This is a genomic window from Hymenobacter citatus (assembly GCF_014333615.1).
Classification (GTDB): Bacteria; Bacteroidota; Bacteroidia; order Cytophagales; family Hymenobacteraceae; genus Hymenobacter; species Hymenobacter citatus.
Window position 1 is genome coordinate 140873 of the sequence record NZ_JACSCY010000008.1, and the last position, 13102, is coordinate 153974.

Annotated in this window: 13 protein-coding genes; 9 read left to right on the top strand and 4 right to left on the bottom strand. The window is 56.6% G+C overall.

Annotated elements, in window-relative coordinates:
* Positions 1 to 51 precede the first annotated feature (51 nt).
* From H8B15_RS12090 to H8B15_RS12125, 8 genes are all read left to right on the top strand, one after another.
* Positions 52 to 591 carry a nucleotide exchange factor GrpE gene (locus H8B15_RS12090; protein ID WP_187319948.1) on the top strand — a complete coding sequence of 180 codons (540 nt, stop codon included), beginning with the start codon at positions 52 to 54 and terminating at the stop codon, positions 589 to 591.
* A gap of 108 nt (positions 592 to 699) precedes the next feature.
* Positions 700 to 1839 carry a molecular chaperone DnaJ gene (dnaJ, locus tag H8B15_RS12095; RefSeq protein ID WP_187319949.1) on the top strand — a complete coding sequence of 380 codons (1140 nt, stop codon included), beginning with the start codon at positions 700 to 702 and terminating at the stop codon, positions 1837 to 1839.
* A gap of 342 nt (positions 1840 to 2181) precedes the next feature.
* Positions 2182 to 2688, top strand: coding sequence for an RNA polymerase sigma factor (locus H8B15_RS12100; RefSeq protein WP_187319950.1), 507 nt, complete (start codon positions 2182 to 2184; stop codon positions 2686 to 2688).
* 89 nt (positions 2689 to 2777) lie between these two features.
* A complete protein-coding gene (locus H8B15_RS12105; RefSeq protein WP_187319951.1) occupies positions 2778 to 3314 on the top strand; it encodes a hypothetical protein in 537 nt (178 codons plus the stop codon).
* Between the two features lie 133 nt (positions 3315 to 3447).
* Positions 3448 to 4395, top strand: coding sequence for an ATP-binding cassette domain-containing protein (locus H8B15_RS12110; RefSeq protein WP_187319952.1), 948 nt, complete (start codon positions 3448 to 3450; stop codon positions 4393 to 4395).
* A 15-nt stretch (positions 4396 to 4410) separates the two neighbouring features.
* A complete protein-coding gene (locus H8B15_RS12115) occupies positions 4411 to 5793 on the top strand; it encodes an ABC transporter permease (RefSeq protein WP_187319953.1) in 1383 nt (460 codons plus the stop codon).
* 103 nt (positions 5794 to 5896) lie between these two features.
* The gene (locus H8B15_RS12120; RefSeq protein ID WP_187319954.1) at positions 5897 to 6766 is read left to right on the top strand and encodes a ChaN family lipoprotein; all 870 of its coding nucleotides are present in this window, start codon (positions 5897 to 5899) and stop codon (positions 6764 to 6766) included.
* A gap of 73 nt (positions 6767 to 6839) precedes the next feature.
* Positions 6840 to 8192 (top strand): DUF2254 domain-containing protein, encoded by a 1353-nt coding sequence (locus H8B15_RS12125; RefSeq protein ID WP_187319955.1) that lies wholly within the window; start codon positions 6840 to 6842, stop codon positions 8190 to 8192.
* A 68-nt stretch (positions 8193 to 8260) separates the two neighbouring features.
* Here H8B15_RS12125 and H8B15_RS12130 read toward each other — a convergent pair whose 3' ends face one another.
* A complete protein-coding gene (locus tag H8B15_RS12130) occupies positions 8261 to 8614 on the bottom strand; it encodes a HesB/IscA family protein (protein WP_187319956.1) in 354 nt (117 codons plus the stop codon).
* A gap of 202 nt (positions 8615 to 8816) precedes the next feature.
* On the opposite strand from H8B15_RS12130, the gene H8B15_RS12135 reads away from it, so the two are divergent.
* On the top strand, positions 8817 to 9353 hold the full coding sequence (locus tag H8B15_RS12135) for a DUF7935 family protein (protein ID WP_187319957.1): 537 nt from the start codon (positions 8817 to 8819) through the stop codon (positions 9351 to 9353).
* A gap of 74 nt (positions 9354 to 9427) precedes the next feature.
* On the opposite strand, the gene H8B15_RS12140 is transcribed toward H8B15_RS12135, so the two are convergent.
* The 3 genes from H8B15_RS12140 to H8B15_RS12150 all read right to left on the bottom strand — a co-directional run bounded on the left by H8B15_RS12140 (position 9428) and on the right by H8B15_RS12150 (position 13088).
* Positions 9428 to 10234: a helical backbone metal receptor gene (locus tag H8B15_RS12140; protein ID WP_187319958.1), complete on the bottom strand. Its 807-nt coding sequence runs from the start codon at positions 10232 to 10234 to the stop codon at positions 9428 to 9430.
* A 104-nt stretch (positions 10235 to 10338) separates the two neighbouring features.
* Entirely contained in the window at positions 10339 to 11409 is a 1071-nt protein-coding gene (locus H8B15_RS12145; RefSeq protein WP_187319959.1) for a M42 family metallopeptidase, read from the bottom strand.
* Between the two features lie 113 nt (positions 11410 to 11522).
* Positions 11523 to 13088 carry an acyl-CoA carboxylase subunit beta gene (locus H8B15_RS12150; protein WP_187319960.1) on the bottom strand — a complete coding sequence of 522 codons (1566 nt, stop codon included), beginning with the start codon at positions 13086 to 13088 and terminating at the stop codon, positions 11523 to 11525.
* Between the last annotated feature and the right edge of the window lie 14 nt (positions 13089 to 13102).

Genomic DNA, 13102 nt, shown 5'->3' on the forward strand with positions numbered 1-13102 from the left:
CCAACTGGCTAAAACTGAGTGAAAAACCCCTTCCGACGACTATTTCATCCGATGGCTGACGATAACCAACAACCCCAGGACGACAACTTGACGGCCGACCAAGCCACTACGGCTGGCGAAACGGCAGAAACCGCTCCCGCCGAGGAAACTCCCAAAACCGAAACCGAACTGGCCGAGCTGAAAGACAAGTACCTGCGCCTGGCCGCCGAGTTTGATAACTACAAGCGCCGTACGGCCAAAGAGCGCCAGGAGCTGTTCAAAACAGCCAGCCAGGAGCTGATGGTAGCGCTGCTACCTGTAATGGACGACTTTGAGCGGGCCAATAGCTACACGAAAGATTCTGACGATGTAAACGCTGTGCGCGAGAGCATCGACATCATCTACAACAAGCTGGTGAAAACCCTGCAACAGAAGGGCCTGACGCCGATGGAAACCAAAGGTGGCGCGTTCGACCCTGATTTGCATGAGGCCATCACGCAAATTCCGGCCCCCAACGAGGAGCTGAAAGGCAAGGTGGTGGACGAGGTAGAGAAAGGTTACTACTTGGGCGACAAGGTATTGCGCCACGCCAAGGTAGTACTGGGTCAATAATTGCAGAGCATCCGCAGGCGGCCACGGACACCGGAGAACTTTCGGACAGTCCGTGGCTGTTGCGGCAACAAACCGGCGGCGTAGTCCGCCCCGGTCAGTGAACGAACTATGGCAACCAAGCGAGATTATTACGAAATACTGGGCGTCGTGAAAACGGCCTCGGGCGATGAGATTAAGAAGGCTTACCGCAAAGTGGCCATCAAGTATCACCCCGATAAAAACCCCGACGACCCATCGGCCGAAGACAAGTTCAAGGAGGCGGCCGAGGCCTACGAGGTGCTATCGGACCAGGACAAGCGCGCCCGCTACGACCGGTTTGGGCACCAGGGGGTAGGCGGCGCCAGCGGTGGCGGCCCCAACATGGAGGACATCTTCTCCCAGTTCGGCGACATTTTCGGTGGGGGCGGCTTCGAGGGCTTCTTCGGAGGCGGCCAGCGCGGCGGTGGCCGGCGCGTGAAGAAGGGCTCCAACCTGCGCATCAAGCTGAAGCTGGACCTGGAGGAAGTGGCCAACGGCGTCGAAAAAAAGATCAAGGTGAAGCGCTACACGGCGTGCAACACCTGCTCGGGCACCGGCGCTAAAAATGGCACCGACCTGCGCGAGTGCTCTACCTGCCACGGCGAAGGCCAGGTGAAGCGCGTGGTGAATACCATGCTGGGCCAGATGGTGAGTGCCAGCACTTGCCCTACCTGCCACGGCGAGGGTAAGGTGGTAACTAGCAAGTGCGACGTGTGCCACGGCGAAGGCCGCCAGTTGCAGGAAGAAATTATTCCGATCAACATTCCGGCGGGTGTGGCCGAGGGCATGCAGCTCTCCATGGGCGGCAAAGGCAACTACCCCGAGCGTGGCGGCGTGCCCGGTGACCTGCTGATTCAGATTGAGGAGGAGCCGCACGAGCTACTGAAGCGCGACGGCAACAACATCATGTTTGAGCAGTACATCTCCTTCGTGGATGCGGCGCTGGGTGCTAACCTGGAAGTGCCGACCATTGAAGGAAAAGTGAAAATCAAGGTAGAGCCGGGCACGCAGCCGGGCAAAATCCTGCGCCTGCGCGGCAAAGGCATCAAGGACATCAATGGCTACGGCCGCGGTGACCAGCTGATTCACCTGAACGTGTGGACGCCCAAAAACGTGAACGGCGAGGAGCGCGAGCTGCTCGAAAAGCTCCGCAATGCGCAGAATTTCACACCAAATCCTGGTAAAAACGAGAAAGGCTTCTTCGAGAAAGTGAAGGAGTACTTCCAATAGAATCACGGATTAAGCCGGATTTTTCGGATTCCACGGATTTTGTGGACGATTGCAAAGCCTGCTTCCTTTTCGAGGGAAGCAGGCTTTTTTGTTGGGTTCAGGTCAGCGCTGATAGTGAAAACCAGCGGGATCTATAGCAGGTCGTCATTTCGACCAGCGGGAGAAATCTCGCGTGCTCCCGCTAATTTCCAACTACTGGATTACCGTTGCACGCGAGATTTCTCCCGCTGGTCGAAATGACGGTCTATTTGGTTTAAGTTACTACCCTGATTTGCAAAATATTTTTGCACGCACCTGTAATGATTGCTAGAGCCTGACGATAAATACAGTAAATCGTCCGTTATGCTCGCCGCGCCGCCCGACTTTCTGGTTTTGCTGAACGAATACCAGCCGCTGTTGCGGCGGGTATGCCGCCTGTACTGCCCCGATGCCGACGACCGGCAGGACTTGTACCAGGAAATAGTGACGCAGCTGTGGCAAGCGTGGCCGCGCTACCAGCCCCGGCCCGATGTGAAAGTCAGCACGTGGCTCTACCGCGTGGCACTTAATGTAGCCATCAGCGACTTGCGCCAGCGCACCCGCCGCCCTGCCGCCGCCCACCTCGACGCGGCCCGACTACCCGACGTGCCCCTACTCCCCGCCGATGGCCCCGATACGGATGATCTGCACCAGTTGTACCGGGCTATCAACTGCCTTTCCGATGTAGACAAAGCCTTTGTGCTGCTCTATCTGGAGGAGCGTACCTACGAGGAAATGGCTGATATTCTGGGTATCACGCAAAACAACGTGCGTGTGAAAATGCACCGCGTGCAAGAAAAACTTCGTCAACTCTTAACGCAACCCGCCTGATGGAACTCGATGAGCTACGCCGGCGCTGGCAACAGCCCGCCCCTGATGTTTCCACTTCTTATAACGCACAAACCTTAGAACAACTACTCATGAAAACGAAGCAAAACTCGATTGGCCGGATGCGGCGCAATGCCCGGTGGGAACTGGGGTTCACTTTGGTACTGCTAGTGGGTAGCACCATCGGATTCTTCTATGTGAAGAGCCTTGAAACGCGTACCATGTTACTGTGGCTTATCCTCATTAGTCTGATAAGCCTAGTGTCGTATCACCGCCACATGCTCAGCGGTATTCAAGAGCTGAGCGGGGTAGGCGCCACCATACACACGCACATTACACAGCGGGTAGCAGGTCTTCGGCAACTACTGCAAGCTTCCTACCGCTCTAGTGTGTGGGTGCTGTGTGTCACGTTCGGCATCGTCCTTTCCTTTGCGCTATACAAAGCGCTGACTCAGTATTCTGGTCGGTTATTACTGATCCAGCTCGTGGGGGTAGGGCTAGGCTGCGTGGTAGCCGTGGTGGTTAGCCATTTCGTGCGCCGCGTGGTTCGCCAGGTATTGCAGGACCTCTACGGCCGCCACCTCGACCGGCTGGAAGCTGCCCTGAGCGACTTACAGGATGCTCAATAAGTGCGAGCTTACAACAGTTCACAGGGTATTCTCAACAGTTCGGTCCCGGTAGTTTACCGATTGGGTAAAATAGGCATCAATTCCTTCGCCGGAACCTGTATTATTACGGCGTTAACCTTTCCCTTTTCTATTTGTGCAACCTATACTCGAAGCGCTGAACGTACGCAAGGCCTACGCCCAGCATACTGCACTAGACGGCGTGAGCCTAGCCATTCCGGAGGGCAGCATCTTTGGATTGCTGGGACCCAACGGTGCGGGCAAAACCTCGCTCATCCGCATCATCACCCAGATTACGGCCGCCGATGAGGGCGAAATCCGGTTTCGGGGGCAGAAGCTGAACCCTGAGCACATTGCCCAGATTGGCTACCTGCCCGAGGAGCGCGGCCTGTATAAGAAGATGAAGGTAGGGGAACAGTTGCTTTACTTGGCTCGCCTGCGCGGTCTGAGTCGGGCTGATGCTACACAGCGCATCAAGAACTGGCTCACACGCTTCGACATCAAGCCCTGGGCCGAAAAAAACGTGGAAGACCTCAGCAAAGGCATGCAACAGAAGGTACAGTTCATTGCCACGGTGCTGCACGAGCCTAGCCTGATCATCCTCGATGAGCCGTTCTCCGGCTTCGACCCCATCAACGCCAATCTCATCAAGGACGAAATTCTGGAGCTACGCCAGCGCGGGGCCACCATCATTTTCTCTACTCACCGCATGGAGTCGGTGGAGGAAATGTGCGACAGCATTGCCCTGATCAACCGCTCGCGCAAAGTGCTGGACGGTACCGTTACGGACATCCGCGACGCGTTCAAAACCCAAACCTACATAGTGGAAGGCAAGGGCCGCTTGATGGTGCTGCACCCCGATTTTGAGGTGCTAGAGCACAAAGAGCGCGAAAACGGCTTCTTCCAGGACCGCATTCGACTGCACGCCGGTACTACCCCCAACGATTTGCTGCGCTACCTTATTGGTAACGTGGAGGTGCACGCCTTCCGGGAGCAGATTCCGAGTATCAATGAAATCTTTATCCGGCGGGTGCGCGAAACGATGCCCGAGACGCTGGTGGAGCTGGAAGAAAGTAGCAACTAATTTACTGTCAAGAGAATGGAATCGAAATTTTGGCTGGTAGCCCAGCGTGAATACCTTACCCGGGTCCGCAAAAAAAGCTTTCTGATTCTGACGCTGCTGGTACCGGTGCTATTCGTCGGCTTTGGGTTTCTGATAGCCCGAGTAGCCATGGCCGACAACGACGAAATCGACGTGGTGCGGGTGCTGGACCAGAGCCCGGCCCGGCTGGGCAGCCGCCTGAAGTCGACGGCGCGGCTGCAATTTATTCCAGTGCAGGGGCCACTGGAGCAGGCCAAAAGCGCGTACCGCAAATCGGACGATGGCGGTCTGCTCTACCTGCCGGCTACCATCACGCCGCAACAAAACACAGGCATTCAGCTATATGCCAAAGGCAATGTGAGCCTGCGTAAGCAGAAAGCCGTGGAAGACGCGCTGGATAAGATACTAGCCGAGGAAAAGCTGCGCGGCGCCGGCCTGTCGCAGGAAAAGCTGGATGCGCTCCGGTCTTCGGTAGATGTAGCCAGCATCAATCTGGATGAAGAAGGCAAGGAAAAAAGCAGCAACGCGCTGGCTACTTCGGGCATCTCCTACGCGCTGGCCCTACTGATTTATATGTTCATCTTTATCTACGGCGTGCAGATTATGCGTGGGGTAGGGGAGGAGAAATCGAGCCGGATCATGGAAGTGATGCTGTCGTCGGTGAAGCCGTTTCAGCTGATGATGGGCAAAATTGTGGGCATAGCCGCCGTGGGGCTTACGCAGTTCTTGCTGTGGGGCCTGCTCTCGTGGGGCGCAGGTACGCTGGTAGGGTCGGTGGTGCTGAATAAATTTGCGCCACCTAAAACGGAGGTAGCCACCACCGCTACGCAAACCACTGCGGATAGCGCAGCATCGGGCAGCATCTCGGCCACCACGCAACCCATCGACGGCCAGGATGCCATACAGCAGGCAACCACGGCGCGTACGGGCGTTTTCAAAGTGCTGGCCGATTTGCCCATTGGCACCATCCTATTTGGCTTCATCGCCTATTTTCTAGGCGGTTACCTGCTTTACGGGGCCTTGTTTGGTGCCATCGGTGCAGCCGTAGACGACCAAACGGACACCCAGCAATTCATGTTTCCCATCACCATGCCCTTGATTTTGAGCTACATCATTGGCGTATCCGTGATTCTGCGCAACCCCGATGGACCGGTGGCGTTCTGGATGTCGATGATTCCGTTCACCTCGCCCATTGCCATGGTCATTCGCCTACCCTTTGGGGTGCCGGCGTGGCAACTGGCCTTGTCGCTGGTGCTGCTGGCCATTGGGTTTGTAGGCACCGTGTGGGTAGGAGCGCGCATCTACCGGGTAGGCGTGCTGATGTACGGCAAGAAAGTAACTTACCGCGAGCTGTCGAAGTGGATGTTCTATAAGGGGTAGCAAACACTGCGTCCTCTGCGGGCTAAATCGTTGTTATGGTTTTAGCCCGCAGAGGACGCAGTGGAAAACGCAGATGACGCAGAGGAGGGCGTATCTTTGAGTTATGCGCGTCTTACTCTTCTTACTGCTACTTGTTGCACCGGCTGTACACGCCCAGGACAAACCTGCCTACCGCCTGTTCACGGCCGCCGGCAAGCCCGCCGACTACAACAAAATGCTGGCCCAACTGGCCCAGGCCGATGTGGTGCTGTTCGGCGAGCAGCACAACGACCCCATTGCGCACTGGCTGGAGCTACAAGTAGCCCGAGACCTGGCCCAGCGCAAGCAAGGCCAGTTGGTGCTTGGGTTGGAGATGTTTGAGCGCGACGTGCAGCCTCAAGTAGAGCAGTACAACACCGGCGAGCTAACCGATCAGGCCTTCGAAGCTGACAGCCGCCCCTGGCCCAATTACGCCACCGACTACAAACCCCTGCTGCAACTGGCCCGCCAGCAAAAGCTGCGCGTGGTAGGCACCAATGTACCCCGCCGCTACGCCTCGCAGGTAGCCAAGGGTAGCCTGTCGGTCCTCAATGCCCTACCCGACGCGGAAAAGGCCTGGCTGGCACCCCTACCCATCACCGTCGATTTTGAGCTGCCGGGTTACAAGAATATGCAAGCCATGTTTGGGGGCGATGCGGCCCATGCCGCGGGCGTGCAAAACATCATTCAGGCGCAGGCGCTGAAGGATGCTACGATGGCTTATTTCATCCGCCAGAGCCGGCAGCCGGGCCAGACTATGTTGCACTTCAATGGCAGCTACCACTCCGACAACCACGACGGCATTGTGTGGTACTTAAAGCAAGCAGAGCCGCAGCTAAAGATCCTGACCATCTCCACCATATCGCAGGAACAGCTGCAAAAACTGGACAAGGACAATCAGCAAAAAGCTGACTACATCGTAGTGGTGCCCGCCGACATGACCAAGACGTATTGAGCAGACAAGGGTAGGACTTGTGTAGCCAACACCCACCCACAACTCAACGGCGAAAAATGCAGTTATAAGCTGCATGAATAAGCTAAAACAGTGGTGGTCTGATATCAATTCGAGTCTGTGGTTTGTGCCTACCATCATGGTGGTGGTAGCCATGCTACTGGCCTATGGGCTAGTGATGATTGACGATGGCATCAGCCACGATTGGGTATCGGAGTACCCACTGCTATTTGGTGCGGGCGCCGACGGTGCCCGTGGGATGCTCTCGGCCATTGCCAGCTCTATGATTACGGTGGCGGGCCTTATTTTCTCGCTCACGCTCTCTACCCTGGCGCAGGTATCGAGCCAGTATACACCGCGGCTGCTGCGCAACTTCATGCGCGACCGGGCTAATCAGGTGGTGATGGGCTTTTTCGTAGGCATCTTTGTGTATTGCCTGATGGTGCTGCGCACGATTCGCGGGGGCGACGAGGGCAAATTTATTCCGTCGCTGGCGGTGGCATTTGGACTGCTGCTGGCCTTGGTCAGCATTGGCATGCTGATTTTTTTTATCCATCATATTGCCTCCTCCGTGCAGGCGGCCAACATTATTGCCGGGGCTTCGGAAGAAACGTATAAGTCGATGCAGAAGCTATTTCCGACTGCGTTGGGGGAAGCCGCTGATGCGGAAGAAAAGGCCGATCTGGCTACTACAGACGGATTGCGCTGGCTCCCTATTCCGGCGCGCACTACCGGCTACGTGCAGGGCATCGACAACGAGTCTATCCTGGAATTTGCGAAGGATAAGGATGGTGTCATTCGCATGGAGCATACCATCGGCAGCTTTGTGGCTATGGGCGACCCGCTGGTGTCGGTAGCCCTGTACCAGGACGACGAAAAGCTGCTGACTGAGACGGAAGAGACTATTGAGCACCTAAACAATCAGTTCAGCATTGGCCACCAGCGCACGTTGGATCAGGATGCTGGCTTCGGTATTCGCCAGATTGTGGACATTGCGTTGAAAGCACTGTCGCCAGGCATCAACGATACCACTACGGCTATCATGTGCATCGACCACCTGGGGGGACTAATCAGCTACCTGGCCAACCGCCAGTTGGGCTCCCCACTGCGTACGGCTGGCGACCGGGTACGCGTCATTGCCAACAGCCCGGATTTCGACAAATACGTATCCACCGCCTTCGACCAGATTCGTACCAGCGGTGCCGACAACGTGGCCGTGCACCTGCGCACGCTCACCGCGTTTGAAACCATTGCGCGGCGGACGTCCTCCTTCAAGCGCCGGCAGATAATACGTCGGCAGTGCGAGCGAACCCTGCAAACCGCCGAAAAAAACCTCACCGACGCGCACGAGCTGCAACGGGTACGCACGCGGCAGGCTGAAGCCTTGCAGCTGCTAAATACGCCGCTCTTGGAAAAGCTGCCAGCCTAGCCCACAACACGCAAAAGCCCCTCGCCACTGCACGTGACGAGGGGCCGCGAAGAATACAAAGCAATAGGCTACGCCGAGAACGACGAGCCGCAGCCGCAGGTGCTCTTGGCCTGAGGGTTGTTGAACACAAAGCCGCGGGCATTCAAGCCATCCTGAAAGTCGACTTCCATGCCCATCACGTACATGGCGTGCTTTTTATCCATAATGAGTAATACGCCATCCAGGTCGAAGGTTTCGTCGGCGTCTTTGGCTTTATCGAAGCCTAGCAGGTAGCTCAGGCCCGAACAGCCACCGCCCTGCACGCCCACGCGCAGACCGTACTCGGTCGGTACATTTTTGTCGCGGAGAATGGTACGAACCTCCTCCAGAGCGCGAGGAGTGAGGCTGATGGGAGCAAGCTTGGTCGAAACAGCAGTAGCCATAAGACAGAGGTAGATAATGGAGAAGGCAAAGATACAAACCGACGCGCAGAGTACTATTCGCGCGTAGTTCATCAAGTTATAGTATAACACGTTACTATCCCCTACGGTTCACCGTATATCTTTGCGGCCCGTTACGGACGCGCTGTTCTCTTACCTTCCTTTCCTTCTCACGCATGGGTGCCAGCCGGTGCCTACCCCTTATATGGATACTACCGCTTACATTTTTGACCTGCTAAAGATAATTCTACCTGCTTTGCTGGTGGCAGGTTCTATTTTCTATCTGGTGCAGCAATACTTCGAGAAAGAACAGCAGCGCCGCCTGATTGAACTACGCCTGCAAAGCAGTAAAGAAGTATTGCCCGTGCGTCTGCAAGCCTACGAGCGAATCATCCTGTTCCTGGAGCGTATCACGCCCAGCAACCTGCTAGTGCGCCTAAGCAGTGCAGGCCAGTCGGCGCCCGACTACCACCGCCTGCTACTGCAGGAAATCCGCGCCGAGTACGAGCACAATCTTTCCCAGCAGCTCTATATGAGTCCCGAGGCGTGGCAGCAGGTGAAGCAGGCCAAGGAAAACGTACTGACGATGATTAATCAGGCGTACCACGGTTTGCCCCAGCCCCAGCAAGCCCGCGGCACGGAGCTGGCGAAGCGCGTGCTCGAAACCGTTATTGCCAACGAGGTAGACCCTACCACCCAGGCTTTAAACGTAGTAAAGCACGAAGCTACAGGGCTTTTCTAAGAAGTAAACGCTCATGAGAACGTCGTTTCGAACGCAGTGAGAAATGACGTTCTTACGTGTCCTGTGCCTGACAACTAACAACTATCACGCAGTTGCCGCAGATACGCCGCCGAGTGTCGCAAGCGGCTGCCGTACCAGCTGAATAGCTCCCCATCAACGAGCCGCACGGTAGCCGTTGGGCAAAGGGCGCGAAACTCCTCCAAGTGCTTCTCCCGGAAGGGGTAGGGCTCGGAGGAAAGCAAAATTTGCTGCGGCTGGGTGGCGGCCAACTGCGCAGGCGTAATTTCAGGGTAGCGTGTTTGGTTGGCAAACACGTTGGCAAAGCCCGCCCTACCCAGCAAATCGTTGATAAACGTATCGGTGGCGGCCACCATGTAGGGCTTGCGCCAGATGAAATACGCCGTGGGTAGCAGAGGCCGCACGGCGGCCAGCGAGGCAAACGACTGCGCAATCTCGGCCGCCAGCGCATTGGCGCGGTCGGCGGTGCCCGTAAGCTGGCCTACCTGCCGAATCATGACCAGCGCATCGGGTAGCGTAGCTATATCACTGATCCAGACGGGGTAGGAAGTCGCTAGTTGCTCGATGCCTTCCCGATAGTTTTCTTCTTTGTTACCCAGAATCAGATCAGGCTGCAACGCCGCAATCTTCTCGAAGTCGAAACTCTTGGTACCCCCAACCACCACGGCCCGCTGCCGTGCTTCGGCGGGGTGAATGCAAAACTTTGTGACGCCCACTACCCGTTCGCCCAAACCCAAATCAAACAACAGCTCCGTTTGTGAAGGCACCAGCGAGACTATCCTGACCGCGGATTTTTCGGATTCGACGGATTTACCGGATTGCGTAGCTGTGTGATATACTAGTTGATAAAACGGATTACTCATATCGTATAAGCAAAGCAAAAACGGCTGCCCCACACGGGGCAGCCGTCAAAAAAGAATCGTCTACAAAATCCGTTCAATCCGCAAAATCCGAGCGAATCCGTGGTTTAGACAAAATACCGGAAATCGTGGCCGTCCTCAATCCGCAGCACGGTTTCGTAAATCAGCTTGATGACATTTTCCACGTCGTCTTTATGCACCGTTTCTACCGTGGTGTGCATATACTTGAGGGGTAGGGAAATAAGCGCCGCGGCTACGCCCATGCCAGCGTAAGCAAAGGCATCGGTGTCGGTGCCGGTGGCGCGGGTAGCAGCGGCCCGCTGAAACGGTATTTCAGCTTTCTGGGCCGTCTCTATGATCAGGTCGCGCAGGTTGTTTTGCACGGCCGGACCGTATGTAACCACTGGCCCACGGCCGCAGAACAGGTCGCCAGAGGTCTTTTTCTCGTACATCGGCGACTGCGTGTCGTGGGTTACATCGGTGATGATAGCCACATCGGGTTGCAGGCGGTGGGCAATCATCTCGGCCCCACGCAGGCCAATTTCCTCCTGCACCGAGTTCACGATGTACAGGCCAAAGGGTAGGGTTTTGCCCTCTTCCTTCAGACGACGAGCTACTTCGGCAATCATGAAGCCGCCCACGCGGTTGTCGAGCGCCCGGCCCACATAGTACTTGTCGTTCATCACCATAAACTCGTCCTCGAACGTGACGACCGAGCCCACGTGAATGCCCATGGCTTCCACTTCCTCCTTGCTCGACGCGCCGCAGTCCAAGTAAACGGTTTCCATGGTAGGGGCCTTGTCCTGCTCTACCTTGCGCACGTGAATGGCCGGCCAGCCGAACACCGCTTTCACAATGCCCTTAGCCGTGTGGATGTTCACGCGTTTACTGGGCGCTACCAGCGGATCGGAGCCGCCATTTTTGCGCAGGTATAAAAAGCCCGATTCCGTAATGAAGTTGACGAAGTAGCTGATTTCGTCGGCGTGGGCCTCGATGACTACTTTGTACTTAGCCTCGGGGTTGATGATGCCCACCACCGTGCCGTAGGTGTCTATCAGGTAGTCGTCCACGTAGGGCCGCACGTAGTCGAGCCACAGTTTCTGGCCTTCCTTCTCGAAGCCGGTAGGAGAGGCATTATTGAGGTATTTCTGAAGAAATTCGAAAGATTCGGGACGCATAAAGTAAAGTGATATACTGTGCGCACAGATTGTGTAAATGGAAATAGCACAGAGCTCGGGGTGGGAAGTTCTGTGCAACTCCTGCTACCCCTAGTAACACTGTGAAAAAGAACTTAAAGTGGAATGTTGCCGTGCTTCTTACGTGGTAACTGATCCACTTTGTTTTCGAGCATTTTAAACGCTCGAATCAGCTTTTGCCGCGTCTGTGAGGGTAGAATTACCTCGTCCACAAAGCCCCGGTGCGCAGCGCGGTAGGGCGTGGCAAATTTCTGCTGGTAGTCGTCTACTTTCTCCTGAAGCTTGGCTTCAGGATCGGCAGCCTCTGCAATTTCGCGCTTGAAGATGATTTCGGCCGCGCCCTTGGCACCCATCACCGCAATTTCGGCGGTAGGCCAGGCAAAGTTCAGGTCGGCGCCGATGTGCTTGCTGTTCATCACGTCGTAGGCACCGCCATAGGCCTTGCGCGTAATCACTGTCACGCGGGGTACGGTGGCTTCGCAGAACGCATACAGCAGCTTGGCGCCGTTGGTGATGATGCCGCGCCACTCCTGGTCGGTGCCGGGTAGGAAGCCGGGCACGTCTTCCAGCACCAGCAGCGGAATGTTGAACGCGTCGCAGAACCGCACGAAGCGGGCGGCTTTGGTGCTGGCGTTGATGTCGAGTACGCCGGCCAACACGGCTGGCTGGTTGCCCACAATGCCAATGCTGCGGCCAGCCAGTCGGGCAAAGCCTACCACAATATTCTCGGCAAAGTGCTGGTGCACTTCCAGGAAAGAATCGGCATCCACAATGCCCTCTACCACCTCCCGAATATCGTAGGGCTGATTGGGGTTGTCGGGGATGAGCGTGTCAAGGGTAGGGCGCTGCTCGTCGGCCGGCGTGTAGGGTAGGGCGGGAGCGGTTTCCTCGCAGTTCTGCGGCATGTAGCTCAGCAGCTGCTTGAGCTGCTGGATGCAGGCCACTTCGTTGGGGGCCGTGAAGTGTGTCACGCCGCTCTTGGTGGAATGCGTGCTGGCACCGCCCAGCTCCTCACTGGTCACGGTTTCGTGGGTCACGGTTTTCACCACGTTGGGGCCAGTCACAAACATGTAGCTCGTGTCCTCCACCATCAGAATGAAGTCCGTGATGGCCGGCGAGTACACCGCCCCGCCCGCGCATGGCCCCATCACCGCCGACAGCTGGGGCACTACCCCCGAGGCCAGCGTATTCTTGTAGAAGATGTCGGCGTAGCCGCCCAGGCTCACCACGCCCTCCTGAATGCGCGCCCCACCCGAGTCGTTTAGCCCGATAATGGGCGCGCCGTTCTTCATGGCCAGGTCCATAATCTTCACAATTTTCTCGGCGTGCGTTTCGCTCAGGGAGCCACCAAACACCGTGAAATCCTGCGAAAACACGTACACCAGCCGGCCGTGCACGGTGCCGTAGCCCGTCACCACGCCGTCGCCGAGGTAGTACTCCTTGTCCAGCCCAAAGTCCTTGGCGCGGTGCATCACAAACTTCCCGATTTCCTCAAACGAGCCCTCATCCAGCAGCAAATCCAGCCGTTCGCGGGCCGTGAGCTTGCCTTTTTTGTGTTGGGCGTCGATGCGGGCCTGACCACCGCCGAGGAGCGCTTCGGCGTTTTTGGCGGCTAAAACTTCCAGTTTGTTGAGATGAGCGTTTGCGTGCGGATCAGCCATGCGGGGTGGGGTGG